This is a genomic window from Streptomyces sp. NPDC002795, from assembly GCF_042888725.1.
Classification (GTDB): domain Bacteria; phylum Actinomycetota; class Actinomycetes; order Streptomycetales; family Streptomycetaceae; genus Streptomyces.
The window spans coordinates 25,688-43,682 of sequence record NZ_JBIAQB010000020.1; the positions used below are offsets into that span (position 1 = coordinate 25,688).

Annotated in this window: 16 protein-coding genes; all 16 read right to left on the minus strand. The window is 69.0% G+C overall.

Annotated elements, in window-relative coordinates:
• Positions 1-23 precede the first annotated feature (23 nt).
• Positions 24-263, minus strand: a complete 240-nt coding sequence (atpE, locus tag ACFYWS_RS38320) for an ATP synthase F0 subunit C (RefSeq protein WP_266714117.1) — start codon at positions 261-263, stop codon at positions 24-26.
• A gap of 75 nt (positions 264-338) precedes the next feature.
• Positions 339-1,109, minus strand: a complete 771-nt coding sequence (atpB, locus tag ACFYWS_RS38325; RefSeq protein WP_389284232.1) for a F0F1 ATP synthase subunit A — start codon at positions 1,107-1,109, stop codon at positions 339-341.
• A 273-nt stretch (positions 1,110-1,382) separates the two neighbouring features.
• Entirely contained in the window at positions 1,383-1,841 is a 459-nt protein-coding gene (locus ACFYWS_RS38330) for a hypothetical protein (protein WP_389284234.1), read from the minus strand.
• A gap of 273 nt (positions 1,842-2,114) precedes the next feature.
• A complete protein-coding gene (locus ACFYWS_RS38335) occupies positions 2,115-3,461 on the minus strand; it encodes an MraY family glycosyltransferase (RefSeq protein WP_389284236.1) in 1,347 nt (448 codons plus the stop codon).
• 139 nt (positions 3,462-3,600) lie between these two features.
• A complete protein-coding gene (gene glyA, locus ACFYWS_RS38340) occupies positions 3,601-4,863 on the minus strand; it encodes a serine hydroxymethyltransferase (protein WP_389284237.1) in 1,263 nt (420 codons plus the stop codon).
• Between the two features lie 209 nt (positions 4,864-5,072).
• Positions 5,073-5,735, minus strand: coding sequence for a protein-tyrosine-phosphatase (locus ACFYWS_RS38345; protein ID WP_389284238.1), 663 nt, complete (start codon positions 5,733-5,735; stop codon positions 5,073-5,075).
• On the minus strand, positions 5,732-6,379 hold the full coding sequence (locus ACFYWS_RS38350; RefSeq protein ID WP_389284240.1) for an L-threonylcarbamoyladenylate synthase: 648 nt from the start codon (positions 6,377-6,379) through the stop codon (positions 5,732-5,734). Before ACFYWS_RS38350 ends, ACFYWS_RS38345 begins: the two co-directional genes overlap by 4 nt.
• A gap of 74 nt (positions 6,380-6,453) precedes the next feature.
• A complete protein-coding gene (prmC, locus tag ACFYWS_RS38355) occupies positions 6,454-7,293 on the minus strand; it encodes a peptide chain release factor N(5)-glutamine methyltransferase (protein WP_389284241.1) in 840 nt (279 codons plus the stop codon).
• Positions 7,294-7,381: 88 nt separating this feature from the next.
• Positions 7,382-8,458 carry a peptide chain release factor 1 gene (prfA, locus tag ACFYWS_RS38360; protein WP_389284243.1) on the minus strand — a complete coding sequence of 359 codons (1,077 nt, stop codon included), beginning with the start codon at positions 8,456-8,458 and terminating at the stop codon, positions 7,382-7,384.
• Positions 8,459-8,564: 106 nt separating this feature from the next.
• Positions 8,565-8,786, minus strand: a complete 222-nt coding sequence (rpmE, locus tag ACFYWS_RS38365; protein WP_389284245.1) for a 50S ribosomal protein L31 — start codon at positions 8,784-8,786, stop codon at positions 8,565-8,567.
• Positions 8,787-8,918: 132 nt separating this feature from the next.
• Entirely contained in the window at positions 8,919-10,022 is a 1,104-nt protein-coding gene (locus ACFYWS_RS38370) for an LCP family protein (RefSeq protein WP_389284247.1), read from the minus strand.
• Positions 10,023-10,353: 331 nt separating this feature from the next.
• On the minus strand, positions 10,354-12,456 hold the full coding sequence (gene rho, locus ACFYWS_RS38375) for a transcription termination factor Rho (RefSeq protein WP_389284248.1): 2,103 nt from the start codon (positions 12,454-12,456) through the stop codon (positions 10,354-10,356).
• Between the two features lie 397 nt (positions 12,457-12,853).
• Entirely contained in the window at positions 12,854-13,771 is a 918-nt protein-coding gene (gene thrB, locus ACFYWS_RS38380) for a homoserine kinase (RefSeq protein ID WP_389284250.1), read from the minus strand.
• A 335-nt stretch (positions 13,772-14,106) separates the two neighbouring features.
• Complete coding sequence (gene thrC, locus ACFYWS_RS38385) at positions 14,107-15,165, minus strand: threonine synthase (protein WP_389284306.1); 1,059 nt, start codon at positions 15,163-15,165, stop codon at positions 14,107-14,109.
• A gap of 14 nt (positions 15,166-15,179) precedes the next feature.
• Complete coding sequence (locus ACFYWS_RS38390) at positions 15,180-16,472, minus strand: homoserine dehydrogenase (RefSeq protein WP_389284251.1); 1,293 nt, start codon at positions 16,470-16,472, stop codon at positions 15,180-15,182.
• Between the two features lie 112 nt (positions 16,473-16,584).
• Positions 16,585-17,979, minus strand: coding sequence for a diaminopimelate decarboxylase (gene lysA, locus ACFYWS_RS38395; RefSeq protein WP_389284253.1), 1,395 nt, complete (start codon positions 17,977-17,979; stop codon positions 16,585-16,587).
• Positions 17,980-17,995: the final 16 nt, after the last annotated feature.

Genomic DNA, 17,995 nt, shown 5'->3' on the forward strand with positions numbered 1-17,995 from the left:
TCGAATCGTGTCAGGTATAGAAATCAGATACCGAACACGAACGGCATGACGATGCCGATGAGGGCGAGCGCCTCACAGAAGGCGAAGCCGAGGATCTGGTTGGCGCGGATCAGGCCGGCGGCCTCGGGCTGGCGGGCCAGGGCCTGGGTGCCGTTACCGAAGACGATGCCGACGCCGATGCCGGGGCCGATCGCGGCGAGACCGTAACCGATGGAACCGAGGGAGCCGGAAACGCCAGCGGCGAGTTCGATGGACGCGGACATGCCGTTACTTCCTTTTCTTTACGAACCGGTGGGGGTTGTCCACCGGACGACCTGGAGTGGTTGGACGGGTGGGGCTCAGTGGTGCTCGGCGAGAGCGCCCTGAATGTACGAGCAGGCCAGCAGCACGAAGACGTATGCCTGGACGGCCTGCACGAAAAGCTCGAAGAGGATCATGACCATCGTCATGACGAAGGAGACGCCGGCGGCCGGGATCATCCAGCTGTTCAGCAGGTACCAGGAGGCGACGGTGAACATCACCAGCATCAGGTGACCCGCGAACATGTTCGCGAAGAGTCGGACCGCGTGCGTGAACGGGCGGACCAGCAGGTTCGAGAAGAACTCGATGAACGAGACCAGCCACTTGATCGGGCCGAGCGAGTTGTCGTAACCGGTGAGGTTCTTCCAACCGCCCACGAAACCATGGCGCTTGAAGGTCAGCGGCACCCAGATCAGGTACACGATCGCCGCGAGGACGATCGGGTAGGCGATGACCGATCCCACCGGGAACTGAGCCAGCGGGATGACCGACCAGACGTTCATGATCCAGATGAAGAAGAACAGCGAGACCATGATCGGGACGTACTTCTCGCCTTCCTTCTTGCCCAGCGTCTCGTAGACGATGTTGCGGCGAACGAAGTCGTAACCGGCCTCACCGATCATCTGGATCTTGCCGGGCACGACCTTCGAGCGGCCGAACGCGACGTAGAAGAACCAGCAGATGATGACCGTGGTGATGAGAGCGAGCAGCATCACCTTGTTGAAATAGAACCAGCCGAAGTCGGCAATCGGTTCGAACAGGAAGGAGTGCAGGCCCGGCGCCGGGAAGCCGCATCCGTTGTCGGACATGATCCGACAGCTCCAGTCAAAGGCGAGCTGGGTCGTGTCAGCACTCACCGCGGGCTCCTTCGGCGTGACGCATAAGTACGGCAACCTCGTTGTGTCGGTGCGGCGCGCAGCCGCGGATCGGCACCGGTCTGGTGATTCGGGCGTGGGGGCGGCGGGCAGGCAGTGAGCCTCGCGATCGTGCAGGCGTCAGCTCTCGTGCCCGCGCCGGCGATGCCGCAGTTGGCACCGGACGATAGCAGCCCGCCGAACGGGCGCTTATCCCGGCCCTACCTCTCACGATGACGACCCGGTCTTCTCGTCCCTTTCGCTGGTTCCGGACCCCTTGGATCCGGGCGCCGACTCGGGATCGATATAGAAAATCTTGGCCTTCATGTGAGCGCGGGCCTGTGCCGCCATCCACACGACCGTCGAGACGACCAGTGCGATGGCAAAGGCTTTGGGATTGAAGAGAGTCGTGTCCTTGAAGATGGCCACGAAGATCAAGAGCAGCAGCAGCTGGGCGACGTAGAGCATCAGCCCCATCGCCTGGAACAGCTGCGGAAGCGATTTTGCCGTGCGGATCAGCACAAGCTGTCCGAGACCCATGAACACGATCACCACCAGAGCACCGACCAGCGCACCGATGGCCCCCTTGCCGCCCGCAACCACACCACTGATCACCGCGGCAATCACGCCCGCGGCAGCGGTGGGTACGACGGCTTGAAGAAGGGTCCGTGCGTCATTGGACGGCATGGCGGCAACTCCGCTTACTGGTGTGGGGCAGGGTGTCGTCATGGACGAGCGTAGTCCGGGGATTCAGCAGTCCGATTCGGGCCAAATGACCGTCGCACTACGGTCTTTCGGTCCTTCCCCCGGCTTCGTGAACGGTATCACAAACTATTTGATGCGGTCTTTACCTAGAAAGTGTGCCAACCGTCACACGTGAGGGGGATCCTGCGCGTCTGTGCGGGCGCGAGCCCAACATGTCTGATATTGGGGCCATTTCGGTCTGAGAGGACGTCCACGTCAACGGGACGTTCCCGCCTTACGCCGGTCCGTGAAGCGCGAACGGGCGCCGATCGCCGTCGCCCCGTTGACCCCCGCGGGGATCCGGTCGCGGTCCGGTTCGCCCTCGGAACTCCCGGAGCCGTCGGAGCCCTCGGACGGCTCGGCCGCCCCTTCCGCTTCCGCGCCGCCGGCCGGCCGCCGGTAGCGCGGCGGCACCAAGTGCTGGGCCCAGCGCGGCGCGTGCGGCGTGAAGCGCGGCAACAGCAGCATCACGAGCCCGACGAAGCTCAGCGCGACGACGGTGAGCATGACCCACATACCGGACGCGGAGTGCACGGAGTAGGCGACCGCGCCGAAGGCGATGAGGCCCGACCAGAAGTACATGATCAGCACCGCGCGGGAGTGCGAGTGGCCGATCTCCAGGAGCCGGTGGTGCAGATGCCCGCGGTCCGCGGCGAACGGCGACTGCCCGTTCCAGGTGCGGCGCACGATCGCGAGGACGAGGTCGGCGAACGGGATCGCGATGATCGTCAGCGGCATCAGCAGCGGGAGGAAGACGGGGAGCATCGCGTGCGTGGTGTCACGCGTCGAGCCACCGAGGTTCAACTTGAGCGCGTCCGGGTCGACCTGTCCCGTGATGGAGATCGCGCCGGCCGCGAGGACGAGGCCGATGAGCATGGAGCCCGAGTCGCCCATGAAGATTCTGGCCGGATGGATGTTGTGCGGCAGGAAGCCCAGACACATGCCCATCAGGATCGCCGCGAACAGCGTGGCCGGGGCCGCGGACTCGATGCCGTAGCCGTACCAGATCCGGTACGCGTACAGGAAGAACGCCGCGGCGGCGATGCAGACCATGCCCGCCGCGAGACCGTCGAGGCCGTCGACGAAGTTCACGGCGTTGATGGTGATCACGACGAGCGCGACGGTGAGCAGCGTCCCCTGCCACTGGGTGAGGGACACCGTCCCCACACCCGGGATCGGGAGCCACAGGATCGTCAGGCCCTGCATGACCATCACGCCCGCGGCGATCATCTGGCCGCCGAGCTTGATGAGGGCGTCGATCTCGAACTTGTCGTCCAGGACGCCGATCAGCCAGATCAGCGCGGCGCCGGAGAGCAGCGCCCGCGGTTCGTTCGAGGACTCGAAGACCTTGTCCAGGTTGGTCAGGTGATCGGCGACGAGCAGGCCCGCGCACAGGCCGAAGAACATGGCGATACCGCCGAGCCGCGGCGTGGGTTCCCGGTGCACGTCGCGTGCACGGATCTCCGGCATGGCGCCGGCCACGATCGCGAACTTCCGCACCGGGCCTGTGAGCAGATAGGTCACCGCGGCCGTGATGCAGAGCGTCAGCAGGTATTCACGCACGGGCTTCCCCACAGGTATCGCTGGCCATCTCAGCCCCACACCCTAGTCTCGCGTGCTTGGGGTTGGGGACTTCCGGGTAGCGACGATGGTTGCACGGCTGACGGTTCCGGAGGTGCACTGGTGCGGCTCAGGGGGTGTCTTATCGGGCGCCTACCCCGTTCCAGGCGGGGTACGGGGGGAACCTTCCGGCCAGTTCGCGCACCTCTTCGCGGACCGTGCCCGCGTCGAGAACGCCCCGTACGACACCCGACAGGAGCACCGCGATGCGAGCCATCTCTCCTTCCCCCATGCCCTGTGTGGTGACGGCGGCGGTACCGAGGCGCAGGCCGCGGCCGCCCTCGTAGGGCAGCGCGCATGTGTCGAGGATCATGCCCGCCGAGGCGAGCCGGCCGCGCGCCACCGTGCCCGTGACGCCGAGCGGGGCCGGGTCCACGGTCAACAGATGGGTGTCGGTGCCGCCCGTGGTGACGCCGAAGCCCTCCGCCGCCAGCGCGCCCGCGAGCAGCCGGGCGTTGGCGACGACCTGGTGGGCGTACGCGGTGAAGGCCGGCCGCGCCGCCTCTCCGAACGCGACGGCCTTGGCGGCGATCGTGTGCATCTGGGCGCCGCCCTGGGTGAAGGGGAAGACGGCCCGGTCGACGCGGTCCGCCAGCTCCGCGGCGCACAGCAGCATCCCGCCGCGCGGTCCGCGCAGCACCTTGTGCGTGGTGGCGCAGACGATGTCGGCGTACGGGACCGGGTTCGGGGCCGCTCCCCCGGCGACCAGGCCGATGGGGTGCGCGGCGTCGGCGATGAGGTGGGCGCCCACGTCGTCGGCGATCTCCCGGAAGGCGGCGTAGTCGATGTGCCGGGGGTACGAGATCGAGCCGCAGACGATGGCCTTGGGGCGGTGGGCGCGGGCCGCCGCGCGGACCTGCTCGTAGTCGATGAGCCCGCTCTCCGCGTCGACGCCGTAGGGGACGAAGTCGAACCAGCGGCCGGAGAAGTTGGCCGGTGAGCCGTGCGTGAGGTGGCCGCCGGACGGCAGGCCCATCGCGAGGACGGTGTCGCCGGGCTTCAGCAGTACGGCGTACGCGGCGAGCACGGCCGAAGAGCCGCTGTGTGCCTGTACGTTGACGTGTTCGGCGCCGAAGAGGGCCTTGGCCCGGTCGATCGCGAGGCGTTCGGCGACGTCGACGAGTTCGCAGCCGCCGTGGTGGCGTGCGCCGGGGTAGCCCTCCGCGTACTTGTTGGCGAGCGGGGAGCCGAGGGCGGCGAGGACCGCGGGTGACGTGAAGTTCTCCGCGGCGATGAGCTGCAGGGAGTCCGCCTGGCGGGCGGTCTCCCCGAGGAGGATCTCGGCCAGTTCGGGGTCTTGGCGCAGTAGCTCCGCTGTGGGTGCGGGTTCTGTCATCACCGGCATGGTCGGCTCCGGGCCTCGCGTCGGGGAGGTAGGTGCCTTCCAATGTAGATCCGTGTGGTTGCGGCCGCCCGTGCTCACGTCACGGGGCTCCGCCCCGAACCCCGCGCCTCAAACGCCGGCGGGGCTGGATGGATCAAGCCCCTGCGGCGATTGAGCAGCGGGGTCCGGGGCAGAGCCCCGATCTTTTCGGCCGCTCGGCGTTCAGGGAACTACTTGGTGACGCCCGTCAGCGCTGTGACCACCGGGGCCAGCGCCTCGTTGATCTCGCCGCCCACCGACTGGAAGAACGGGAGGGGTGCGCCGTACGGGTCGTAGACCTCGTCCGCTTCGACGGAGGGGGCCAGGAGCCACCCGCGTAGAGCGGCCGCCGCGCGGACCAGGGAACGGGCGCGCTCGACCACGCCGGACTCCACGGCGTCCGGGAGCGTGGCCGGGTCTATGGCCTGCACGAGCCGCGTGAACTCCTTCAGCGTGAACGTGCGCAGGCCCGCGCTGTGGCCCATGGAGATGACCTGCGCACGGTGGTCGCGGGTCGCGGTCAGGACCAGGTCGGCCCTTATGACGTGGTCGTCGAGAAGCTCGCGGCCCACGAAGCCGGAGGCATCCGCGCCGAAGTCGGCCAGGACCGTTTCCGCGTTGGCCTCCATGGGCGCGCCCTCGTGGCCCCAGGTGCCCGCGCTCTCCACGACGAGACCGCCGGCGAGCGGCGCGCCGAGCCGGTCCGCGAGGGCGTGCCTGGTCAGCCGCTCGGTGATCGGCGAGCGGCACACGTTGCCTGTGCTGACGTGGAGGATGCGGAAGGTGTCGCCGGGGAGTGCCGGCGTGCGTACGTACCCGTTGCCTATGCCACGCCCCGTCTCAGGGGCTGTCAATTCGCCACCTCGAGGTCGGGTACGACCTTGCGCAGCTCGTCCGCGGTCAGCGCGCCCTCGCGCAGCAGGACCGGGATCTTGCCGGTGACGTCGACGATGGATGACGGGATGTTGCCGGGCGTCGGCCCCCCGTCGAGGTAGACGGAGACGGAGTCGCCGAGCATCTCCTGCGCGGCGTCGCAGTCCTCGGGGGCCGGGTGTCCTGTCAGGTTCGCGGAGGACAGCGCCATCGGGCCGACCTCGGTGAGCAGTTCGATGGCGACGGGGTGCAGCGGCATGCGCACGGCGACGGTGCCACGGGTGCTGCCGAGGTCCCACTGCAGCGACGGCTGCTGCTTGGCGACGAGGGTCAGGCCCCCCGGCCAGAACGCGTCGACCAGTTCCCAGGCCATCTCGGAGAAGTCCGTGACGAGCCCGTGCAGTGTGTTCGGCGACGGGATGACCACCGGCGTCGGCATGCTGCGCCCGCGGCCCTTCGCCTCCAGGAGGTCACCGACCGCCTCGGGCGTGAAGGCGTCCGCACCGATGCCGTACACGGTGTCGGTGGGCAGCACGACCAGCTCGCCGCGGCGGACTGCGGAGGCGGCTTCACGCAGGCCGGTAGCGCGGTCGACTGCGTCATTGGTGTCGTAACGCCGTGCCATCTAGCGGGCCTCCTGCTCGGTGCGCCGGTCTGCGGATCGCTCGAATTCATCAAACTCAATGGACAACGCGTCGGTCACGGCAGCGCCTTGCGGGCGGTCGCGAACCTCGGGCGGTTGTTGAGGTCGGGGTGGTCGGCGGCGTCCGCCCAGCCCCGCTCCTCGGTGAAGATCCACGGCACCTGGCCGCCCTGCGTGTCCGCGTGCTCGATGACGACGATGCCGCCGGGGCGCAGCAGACGGTGGGCGGTGCGCTCGATGCCACGGATCAGGTCGAGCCCGTCCTCACCGGAGAACAGGGCGAGTTCCGGGTCGTGGTCGCGGGCCTCGGGGGCGACGTACTCCCACTCGGTGAGCGGGATGTACGGCGGGTTGGAGATCACCAGATCGACCTGGCCGTCGAGGTCGGGGAAGGACGTCAGGGCGTCGCCCTGGCGCAGGTCGACCCTGGACCCCTCGACGTTCTTGCGCGTCCATTTGAGCGCGTCCTCGGACAGCTCCACGGCGTGCACGCGCGAGCGCGGCACCTCCTGGGCGAGCGCGAGCGCGATGGCGCCGGAGCCGGAGCACAGATCGACGATCAGCGGCTCGACGACATCCATCGCGCGCACGGCGTCTATGGCCCAGCCGACGACCGACTCGGTCTCCGGGCGCGGCACGAACACACCGGGGCCGACCTGGAGCTCCAGATAGCGGAAGTAGGCGTGCCCGGTGATGTGCTGGAGCGGCTCGCGGGCCTCGCGGCGCGCGATCGCCTCCCAGTACCGGGCGTCGAAGTCCACGTCCTTGACCGAGTGCAGCTCGCCCCGCTTGACGCCGTGCACGTAGGACGCGAGTTCCTCCGCGTCATTGCGCGGCGAGGGCACGCCGGCGTCGGCGAGGCGCTGAGTGGCCTGCGCGACTTCCGCGAGCAGCACGCTGCGGGGGTTCGGGGGTCGCCCCCCAAAATGTTGCTGCACGCTGATCCTCCGGGCTGAGCTGTCGTACGGGGCGGGCGGTGCGGTTCTACGCGGCGGCGAGCTTGGCGGCCGAGTCCGCGTCGACGCACGCCTGGATCACGGCGTCGAGCTCACCGTCGAGCACCTGGTCCAAGTTGTAGGCCTTGAAGCCGACGCGGTGGTCCGAGATGCGGTTCTCCGGGAAGTTGTACGTACGGATCTTCTCGGAGCGGTCGACGGTGCGGACCTGGCTGCGGCGGGCGTCGGCGGCTTCCTTCTCCGCTTCCTCCTGCGCCGCTGCGAGGAGCCTGGAGCGCAGGATACGCATCGCCTGCTCCTTGTTCTGCAGCTGGGACTTCTCGTTCTGGCAGGAAGCCACGACGCCCGTGGGGATGTGCGTGATGCGGACGGCGGAGTCGGTCGTGTTGACGGACTGCCCGCCGGGGCCCGAGGACCGGTACACGTCGATGCGCAGATCGTTCGCGTGGATCTCGACGTCGACCTCCTCGGCCTCGGGCGTGACCAGCACGCCGGCGGCGGAGGTGTGGATGCGGCCCTGCGACTCGGTCGACGGCACACGCTGCACGCGGTGCACGCCGCCCTCGTACTTGAGGCGGGCCCAGACACCCTGGCCCGGCTCGGTCGCGCCGTTGCCGCCCTTGGTCTTCACGGCGACCTGGACGTCCTTGTAGCCGCCCAGCTCGGACTCGGTGGAGTCGATGATCTCCGTCTTCCAGCCGACGCGCTCCGCGTAGCGCAGGTACATGCGCAGCAGGTCGCCCGCGAACAGCGCGGACTCGTCACCGCCGGCGCCGGCCTTGACCTCGAGGATCACGTCCTTGTCGTCGGACGGGTCGCGCGGGACCAGGAGGAGCCGCAGCTTCTCGGTGATCTCCTCGCGCTGCTGCTCCAGGTCCTTGACCTCGGCCGCGAAGTCCGGGTCGTCGGCGGCGAATTCCTTGGCCGTCTCGACGTCGTCCCCGGTCTGCTTCCAGGAGCGGTACGTGGCGACGATCGGGGTCAGCTCGGCGTAGCGCTTGTTGAGCTTGCGCGCGTTCGCCTGGTCGGCGTGGACCGAGGGGTCCGCGAGCTTCTGCTCCAGATCGGCGTGCTCACCGATCAGTTCCTCGACGGCCTCGAACATCTCCGGCTCCTGCAGTTACGGGTTCGAAAGGGGGCTGCACCGCAAAGCGCCGGTCCCGGTGCCCCCGCGTGAAACAGGGGCACCGTGGACCGGCGCTTGAGCTTCGCTACTTGTTGGCAGCGGCAGCCTTGCCGAAGCGGGCCTCGAAGCGGGCCACACGGCCACCGGTGTCGAGGATCTTCTGCTTGCCCGTGTAGAACGGGTGGCACTCGGAGCAGACCTCGGCACGGACGGTGCCGGACGAGATGGTGCTACGGGTGGTGAACTCGGCGCCACAGGTGCAGCTGACCTGGGTCTCGTGGTACTCGGGGTGGATCTCGCGCTTCAAGGTGTCTCCTAGGTTCGGGAGGGCGCCGGGTCGCTGACGCGGGATGCGGGAGCGTGAACCGGGGCCGACGTACCAGTCTGCCAGGACTGGCCGTATCCCCCAAAACCGGGGAGGGTCCTGAAGTATTCCCGGCTACTTCACGACGCTGTCGGCGGAGCCCTTGGCGGAGTCCTTCGTGGCCGACTTCGGGATGGTCCTGTCGGCCTCCAGCGCCTTCCAGACCTTTTTCGCGTTGGTCTTGTCCAGGAGCACGCGGTTGGCGTCCATCGGGTCGTACCGCACCGGCAGCGTCACCATGTTCATGTCGCCGGAGCCGATGCCCTTGAGGCCGCTCGCGAACGAGGTCAGGTCCTTGACCGAGGCCAGCTGCGAGTCCGTGGTCACCGTCTTCGTCGCGGTGTTCGCGAGTGCGTACAGCTTGTTCGGGCTGGTGAAGACGCCGACGTTCTTGATCTGGTCCATCAGGGCCTTCATGAACGACTGCTGGAGCTGGATGCGCCCCAGGTCACTGCCGTCGCCGACGCCGTGCCGGGTACGGACGAGGCCGAGCGACTGCTCGCCGCTGAGCTTGTGCGTACCGGCGGTGAGGTTCAGATGGCTGTCGGGGTCGTTGATCGCCTTCGTGGTGGTGACCTTGACGCCCCCGAGGTCGTCGATCAGCCTCTGGAAGCCGCTGAAGTCGACCTCGACGTAGTGGTCCATCCGGATTCCGCTCATGGACTCGACGGTCTTCACCGCGCAGGCCGCGCCGCCCGTCGAGTACGCGGAGTTGAACATGGCCTCGTTCTGCGCCGGGTACTCGTTGCCGTTCTTGTCGGTGCACAAGGGCCGCTCGACGAGGGTGTCGCGGGGGATGGAGACGACGCTGGCCCGCTTGTGGCCCTTGTAGACGTGGACGACCATCGCGGTGTCCGAGCGCGCGGAGCCCTCGTCGGCGCCGCCGCCGACCTTCTCGTTGTCCCCGGCCCGGGTGTCGGAGCCGAGGACGAGGATGTCCTGGGAGCCGTTGTCCACGTCCTGCGGACGGTCGGTGCCGAGCTGCGAGTCGATGTCGACGCTCTTGATGTTGCCGTTGAGCTGGAAGTAGACGTACCCCAGGCCGGTGCCACCGAGGACGACGACGCCCGCGGCACTCCACGCCGCGATACGCAGCGCCTTGCTGCGCCCACTGCGCGTCTTGCGGCGGCTGCCCTTGGCGCTGCGATGGCGCCCGGGCTTGCTGTCACGGTCCGGCATAGCTCCTCGCGGGTTCGTCTGCTTCTGGTCCTTCGGTCCGCTTCTTCGTTCACTCGGTGTGACGGCGGACCGCCAAGAAGGGTTGCACAAACACGTGTGCGCATTCTGGGACGAAGGAGCGACCGTACGTAGCGGTACCAACGGCCCGCAACCCTCTCACCTGCACTTTCACGCCCATGTGCCCCAAGCTTCACAGAGGGCACAGATCCTTATACGTGTGGTGAAGGTCTCTGGCCGTCGAGTGCCCCGATCCGTCCCGACCAGGCACGGAAAAGGGCCGGGCCCCGCCGCACTAAGCGGCGGGGCCCGGCCCCTGGATCCCGGTGAAGCGTCAGTCGTTGCCGTTGCCCGGCGTCGGCGTCGTCTTCTGGATCTGCAGCAGGAACTCCGCGTTGGACTTCGTCTGCTTCATCTTGTCGAGCAGCAGCTCGATCGCCTGCTGCTGGTCGAGCGCGTGCAGCACGCGGCGCAGCTTCCAGGTGATCGCCAGTTCGTCGCTGCCGAGCAGGATCTCTTCCTTACGGGTGCCGGACGCGTCCACGTCCACCGCCGGGAAGATGCGCTTGTCGGCGAGCTTGCGGTCGAGCTTGAGCTCGGCGTTGCCGGTGCCCTTGAACTCCTCGAAGATGACCTCGTCCATGCGGGACCCGGTGTCCACCAGCGCGGTGGCGAGGATGGTCAGCGAGCCGCCGTCCTCGATGTTGCGGGCCGCACCGAAGAAGCGCTTCGGCGGGTACAGGGCGGTCGAGTCGACACCACCGGACAGGATGCGTCCGGAGGCCGGCGCCGCGAGGTTGTACGCGCGGCCCAGGCGGGTGATCGAGTCGAGCAGCACGACGACGTCGTGACCCAGCTCCACGAGGCGCTTGGCGCGCTCGATGGCGAGCTCGGCGACCGTGGTGTGGTCCTCGGCCGGACGGTCGAAGGTCGAGGAGATGACCTCGCCCTTCACCGACCGCTGCATGTCCGTGACCTCTTCCGGACGCTCGTCGACGAGGACGACCATCAGGTGGCACTCGGGGTTGTTGATGGTGATCGCGTTGGCGATCGACTGCAGGATCATGGTCTTGCCGGTCTTCGGCGGGGCCACGATCAGACCGCGCTGGCCCTTACCGATCGGCGCGACGAGGTCGATGATGCGCGTCGTCAGCACACCCGGGTCCGTCTCCAGGCGGAGGCGGTCCTGCGGGTAGAGGGGCGTCAGCTTGTTGAACTCCGGGCGGCCGCGGCCGGAGTCGGCCGCCATGCCGTTGGAGGAGTCCAGGCGGACCAGCGCGTTGAACTTCTCGCGGCGCTCGCCGTCCTTGGGCTGCCGTACGGCACCGGTGACGTGGTCACCCTTGCGCAGGCCGTTCTTGCGGACCTGGGCCAGGGAGACGTAGACGTCATTGGGGCCCGGAAGGTAGCCCGACGTACGGATGAAGGCGTAGTTGTCGAGGATGTCGAGGATGCCCGCGACGGGGATCAGGACATCGTCCTCGGAGATCTGCGGCTCGTTGCCGAAACCCTGCTCGTCGCGGCCACGACGGCCACGGCGGTCGCGGTAACGGCCACGGCGCCCGCGGCGGCCACCGTCGTCGTCGAAGCCGTCGTCCTGCTGGTTGCCGCGGCCGCCACCACCCTGCTGGTTGCCTCGGCCGCCGCCCTGGCTGTTCCCGCCCTGGTCGTCGCCCTTGCCGCCGCGGCGGTCACGGTCGCGATCGCGGTCGCGGTCACGCCCACCACGGCCACCCTGACGGTCGCCCTGTCGGTCGCCCTGTCGGTCACGGCGGTCGCGACGGCCCTCGGGGTTGCCGTCCTGGCCGCCGTCGCCCTTGTTGCCGTCGCCGCCGTCCTGACGCTCCTGCTTGTCCTGCTGGCGGTCCTGCTTGTTGTCCTGGCGGTCCTGCCGCGTGTCGGACTTGGCCTCGGCGGTGACCGTCTCGGGGCTGCCCGCCTCGGACGTGGCACGGCGGCGACGACGCTCACCGGCCGGCTGCTCGTCACTGGCGCCCTGGCCGGGGATCTCGATCTGCTGCTGGGCGGTGGCCTTCTTCGCCTTGGCGTCGGCCGCCTCGGCCTTGTCCGCCTTGGCGCCCGACTTCGCGGGCGCGGCGTCGGCCGCGGGCTCGTCGCCGGTGCGGGCCTTCGAGGTGGCCCGCCGCTTCGGCTTCGTCTCGGCGGCGTCTGCGCTCTTCGCGGAGGCGGCCTGGGAGTTGCCTCCCCCGGACTGCGCCTCCTTGATGACCTCGATCAGCTGGCTCTTGCGCATCCGCGCGGTGCCCTTGATACCGAGGCCCGATGCGACCTGCTGCAGCTCGGCCAGCACCATGCCGTCAAGGCCGGTACCGCGGCGCCGCCGCGCGGGCGCGGCGGAGGCGTCCGCAGAGGACGCGGCGGGCGCGGCAGCAGAGCTGTCGGCAGTCACGCCCATCAGATCGGTGGTGTCGCTCACGAAGGGTCCTTCCCTGGAGCGGACGTCGGCCTGTCTGGCTCGGCGACCGGTTGTGCTGTCCGGCGGAGGTCCTGCCTGTACGGACCGTGCCGGGGCGGTTGTCCGCCGAAGAGGCGGAAGAATTCGGTGGTGACGGCAATGGCCGATTCCGCGGGTGCACTGGATTTCTGTGTCACGCGGCTCGATCACGCCGGTTCCGGAGCGTGCTCGCCACTCTTCAGCGCCACGTCTCGACATGCGAGGACGCTGCACAGAATCGCTGGGGAGGCTCCCGGAAGAATGGTTGTCCCTGACGGGGACACACAGCACCTCGCCATGGTAGGGCCGGGTGCAGACTTGAGGTTAACACTACCGGATCCAACAAACATTCCCCCTCTCGTATTCCGGCAACCGGGTGTCAGGAGCCAAGCGGCAGCACGCTCGCTCCGTCGACATCGAGGTCAAGGCGGTTCGCCGCCCAGCCCTCCCCGGCCAGCCGGGCGACCTTGTCGGCCGTTTCCTCGTCCACCAGAGCGAGGACCGTCGGCCCCGCTCCGGAGATCATCGCGGGCACCCCGTCGGCCCGCAGCCGCTCCACCAGGGCGGCGCTCTCCGGCATCGCCGGCGCCCGGTACTCCTGGTGAAGGCGGTCTTCCGTGGCCGGGAGCAGCAGCTCGGGGCGCCTGGTCAGGGCCTCTACGAGCAGGGCCGCCCGGCCCGCGTTGGCCGCGGCGTCCACGTGTGGGACGGTGCGCGGCAGGAGTCCTCGCGCCATTTCGGTGAGGACCGGCTTTCCGGGGACGAAAACCACCGGAACGATGGAACTGGCCGCGTCGAGACGGACCGCCCGGCCCGCGCCGGTCTCGGTCCACGCGATGGTGAAGCCACCGAGCAGGCACGGGGCCACGTTGTCGGGGTGGCCCTCGATCTCGGTGGCGAGTTCGAGCAGCGCGGCGTCGTCGAGCAGTGCGGCGCCGCCTGTCGTCACGGCGCGTGCCGCGACCACGGCCGACACGATCGCGGCGGACGAGGAGCCCAGGCCACGGCCGTGCGGGATGCGGTTGGCGCAGACGATCTCAAGGCCGCGCGGCTGTCCGCCGAGGGCGTCGAAGGCCGTGCGCAGGGACCGTACGAGAAGGTGCGACTCGTCGCGGGGCAAGGTCTCGGAGCCCTCACCCGCGATGTCGATGTTCAGCCCGGAGTCGGCGACCCTGACGACCACGTCGTCGTAGAGCCCCAGCGACAGGCCGAGGCTGTCGAAGCCCGGGCCGAGATTGGCGCTGGTGGCGGGGACGCGCACCCTGACGGCGGCGGCGCGGAAAGCGGGACCGGCCATCGCTCGATGACTCTCCTTGAGCTGCGGGATGTTTCGAGAACTTCCGAAGGCTGCTGTGACTGACAAGAGGTACGACAGTCGAGGTTTTCGAGAACTTCCGAGACTTCCGATGTCTTGTGATGCGTACGTCGACACCCGGGCCGCGATCGACGGAACGGCGGCGGCACCACGGCATATGCGGTGGGCGGGTTCGATACAGCCTATCGAAGGAAGGTTCAGTGGCGACATAGGGCGCACAGGAGGCGCACGATGCGTGTCGCAAGCCCCCCTGTGCACCCCCTGTACGGAAACGCCCAGTTGATGAGGCGTCAGTGCCGTCTGAAGCGTGGTGTGACTCAGGCGAGACCGAGGCGCTCGGCGGCCGCGGCGGAGTCGACCGGCACGGTGACGGGCTGCGGGGCGCCGGCGACGGCCCAGTCCGGGTCCTTCAGACCGTTGCCCGTGACGGTGCAGACGATCTTCTGGCCGGGGTCGACCTTGCCCTGCTCCGCGGCCTTCAGCAGACCGGCGACGGACGCGGCCGACGCGGGCTCGACGAAGACACCCTCCTGGGACGCCAACAGCTTGTAGGCGCGCAGGATCTCACGGTCCGTCACCTCGTCGATGAAGCCGCCGGACTCCTCGCGCGCGGCGAGCGCGTGCTGCCACGAGGCGGGGTTGCCAATGCGAATCGCGGTGGCGATCGTCGAGGGGTCCTTGACGACCTCGCCGCGCACGATCGGCGCGGAGCCGGAGGCCTGGAAGCCCCACATGCGGGGCGTACGGGACGAGACCTTGTCGGCCGCGTACTCCTTGTAGCCCTTCCAGTAGGCCGTGATGTTGCCGGCGTTGCCGACCGGGAGGACGTGGATGTCCGGCGCGTCGCCGAGGGCGTCCACGATCTCGAACGAGGCCGTCTTCTGGCCCTCGATGCGGAACGGGTTCACCGAGTTCACCAGCGCCACCGGGTAGTTCTCGGAGAGGCTGCGGGCGAGGTTCAGGCAGTCGTCGAAGTTGCCGTCGACCTGGAGGATCTTCGAGCCGTAGACGAGCGCCTGGCCCATCTTGCCGAGCGCGATCTTGCCCTGCGGCACGAGGACGGCGCAGACCATCCCGGCGCGCACGGCGTACGCGGCGGCGGAGGCCGAGGTGTTGCCGGTGGAGGCGCAGATGACGGCCTGCGCGCCCTCCTCCTTGGCCTTCGTGATGGCCATGGTCATGCCGCGGTCCTTGAACGAACCGGTCGGGTTGGCGCCCTCGACCTTCAGGTGCACCTCACAGCCGGTGCGCTCGGAGAGCAGCCGCGCGGGTACGAGCGGCGTACCGCCCTCGCGCAGTGTCACGACCGGCGTGGTGCCGGTCACCGGGAGCCGGTCCCGGTACTCCTCGATGATGCCGCGCCACTGGTGGGTCATTCCGGTCATCCCTGCTACTCCCCTTCAACACGCATGATGCTGGCGACACCGCGCACGGTGTCGAGCTGACGCAGCGCGTCCACGGTCCCGGTGAGGGCCGCGTCGGCCGCGCGGTGGGTGACGACGACGAGGGAGGCCTCGCCGTCCTTCCCCGACTGACGCACGGTGTCGATGGAGACACCGTGCTCGGCGAAGACCGTCGCCACCTGCGCGAGAACGCCGGGCTTGTCGGCCACGTCGAGGCTGATGTGGTACCGCGTCACGACCTCGCCCATCGGTGAGACGGGCAGCTGTGTGTACGCGGACTGGCCGGGTCCCGTCGCGCCGTTGAGGCGGTTGCGGCAGACGGCGACGAGGTCGCCGAGTACGGCGGACGCGGTGGGCGAGCCGCCCGCGCCGGGCCCGTAGAACATGAGCTGCCCCGCGGCCTCCGCCTCGACGAAGACGGCGTTGTACGCGCCGCGCACGGAGGCCAGCGGGTGGGACAGCGGGATCATCGCCGGGTGCACGCGCGCGGTGACGGACTGCCCGTCTGCGGCCCGCTCGCAGATGGCGAGCAGCTTGATGGTGCAGCCCATCTGCTTCGCGGAAGCGAAGTCGGCGGCGGTCACCTCGGTCATGCCCTCGCGGTACACGTCGTCGAGGCGGACGCGGGTGTGGAAGGCGATCCCGGCGAGGATGGCGGCCTTGGCGGCGGCGTCGAAGCCCTCGACGTCGGCGGTCGGGTCGGCCTCGGCGTACCCGAGGGCGGTGGCCTCGTCGAGCGCTTCCTGGTAGCCGGCGCCGGTCGTGTCCATCGCGTCGAGGATGAAGTTCGTCGTGCCGTTCACGATGCCGAGGACGCGGTTGACCTTGTCACCGGCGAGAGATTCGCGCAGCGGCCTGACCAGCGGGATCGCGCCCGCGACCGCGGCCTCGTAGTAGAGGTCCTCGCCGTGCTCGACGGCCGCGGCGTGCAGGGCCTCGCCGTCCTGGGCGACGAGCGCCTTGTTGGCGGAGACGACGGAGGCGCCGTGCTCGAAGGCGGTGGTGATGAGGGTGCGAGCGGGCTCGATGCCGCCGATGACCTCGACCACGACATCAATGTCGCCGCGTTTCACGAGCGCGGTGGCGTCGGTGGTGACCAGGGCAGGATCGATTCCCTCGCGCACCCGGGAGGGCCGCCGCACGGCCACACCCGCGAGTTCGACGGGGGCGCCGATCCTGGCGGCGAGGTCGTCGGCGTGCGTCGTCATGATGCGCGCCACCTCTGAGCCGACAACCCCACAGCCCAGCAGCGCCACCTTCAGTGGACGCGTACGCATCATGCGACCTCGTTTCCTTCTACGTACTTACTCAGGTACTTCTACGGTGGGTCCAGTCTCACCCACCGGACCGGGGTTTCAGCCCACGGTCCGGATCGTGAGACGTAGATTTCATTTATCCGACGTCGAGCCGCAGGAGATCTTCCTCCGTCTCGCGCCGGACGATCACCCGGGCCTCACCGTCGCGTACGGCGACGACGGGCGGGCGAAGCGCGTGGTTGTAATTGCTGGCCATGGAGCGGCAGTACGCGCCGGTGGCCGGCACGGCGATCAAATCACCGGCCGCGACATCGGAGGGCAGGAACGCGTCCTTCACGACGATGTCGCCACTCTCACAGTGCTTGCCGACGACGCGGACGAGCATCGGCGCGGCGTCGGAGCGGCGGGAGACGAGGGCGACGGTGTACTCGGCGTCGTAGAGGGCGGTACGAATGTTGTCGGACATGCCGCCGTCGACGGAGACGTAGGTCCGCAGTCCTTCGAGCGGCTTGACCGTGCCGACGGTGTAGAGCGTGAAGGCGGTGGGGCCGACGATGGCGCGCCCCGGCTCCACGGAGATACGGGGGGTGCGCAGGGAGGCGGCCTCGCACTCGCGGCCCACGATCTCGTTCAGCGCCTTCGCGATCTCGTGCGGCTCGCGGGGGTCGTCGTCGCTGGTGTACGCGATGCCGAGCCCGCCGCCGAGGTCGATCTCGGGCAGCTCGATCCCGTGCTCGTCGCGCACCTCGGCGAGCAGCCCGACGACGCGGCGCGCGGCGACCTCGAAGCCGGCCATGTCGAAGATCTGCGACCCGATGTGCGAGTGGATGCCGATGAGCTCGATGCCGTCGAGCTTCAGCGCGCGCCGCACGGCCTCCGCCGCCTGCCCGTCGGCGAGGGCGATGCCGAACTTCTGGTCCTCGTGCGCGGTGGCGATGAACTCGTGGGTGTGCGCCTCGACGCCCACCGTGACGCGGATCTGTACGCGCTGCCGCTTGCCGAGTCCGTCGGCGATGTGGGCGACGCGGGCGATCTCCTGGAAGGAGTCGAGCACGATGCGCCCGACGCCCACCTGGACCGCGCGGCTGATCTCTTCCTCGGTCTTGTTGTTGCCGTGGAAGGCGATGCGCTCGGCGGGCATGCCGGCGGAGAGCGCGGTGGCGAGCTCACCACCGGAGCAGACGTCCAGATTGAGCCCCTCCTCGTCCAGCCACCGCACGACGGCACGGGAAAGGAAGGCCTTGCCGGCGTAGAAGACATCGGCGTCGGGGCCGAAGGCGTCGCGCCAGGCGGCGCACCGGGCGCGGAAGTCCGCCTCGTCGAGGAAGTACGCCGGGGTGCCGAACTCCTCGGCGAGCCGGGCGACTTCGAGCCCGCCGACGCTGACGGCGCCTTCGCCGGTACGGGCCACGGTCCGCGCCCACACCTTCGGGTCGAGGACGTTGAGGTCGTCGGGCGGGCCGCTGTTGTAGTGGCCCTCGGGCAGGACGTCGGCGTGACGGGGACCGGCGGGGTGTGCTGAACGGCTCATGTCTGCGATGGCTCTC

Coding starts and splice junctions, on each gene's coding strand:
- atpE (WP_266714117.1), bottom strand. CDS start 263: ATGTCCGCGTCCATCGAACTCGCCGCTGGCGTTTCCGGCTCCCTCGGT.
- atpB (WP_389284232.1), bottom strand. CDS start 1,109: ATGTCCGACAACGGATGCGGCTTCCCGGCGCCGGGCCTGCACTCCTTC.
- ACFYWS_RS38330 (WP_389284234.1), bottom strand. CDS start 1,841: ATGCCGTCCAATGACGCACGGACCCTTCTTCAAGCCGTCGTACCCACC.
- glyA (WP_389284237.1), bottom strand. CDS start 4,863: ATGCCGGTGATGACAGAACCCGCACCCACAGCGGAGCTACTGCGCCAA.
- ACFYWS_RS38350 (WP_389284240.1), bottom strand. CDS start 6,379: ATGGCACGGCGTTACGACACCAATGACGCAGTCGACCGCGCTACCGGC.
- prfA (WP_389284243.1), bottom strand. CDS start 8,458: ATGTTCGAGGCCGTCGAGGAACTGATCGGTGAGCACGCCGATCTGGAG.
- ACFYWS_RS38370 (WP_389284247.1), bottom strand. CDS start 10,022: ATGCCGGACCGTGACAGCAAGCCCGGGCGCCATCGCAGCGCCAAGGGC.
- thrB (WP_389284250.1), bottom strand. CDS start 13,771: ATGGCCGGTCCCGCTTTCCGCGCCGCCGCCGTCAGGGTGCGCGTCCCC.
- thrC (WP_389284306.1), bottom strand. CDS start 15,165: ATGACCCACCAGTGGCGCGGCATCATCGAGGAGTACCGGGACCGGCTC.
- ACFYWS_RS38390 (WP_389284251.1), bottom strand. CDS start 16,472: ATGATGCGTACGCGTCCACTGAAGGTGGCGCTGCTGGGCTGTGGGGTT.
- lysA (WP_389284253.1), bottom strand. CDS start 17,979: ATGAGCCGTTCAGCACACCCCGCCGGTCCCCGTCACGCCGACGTCCTG.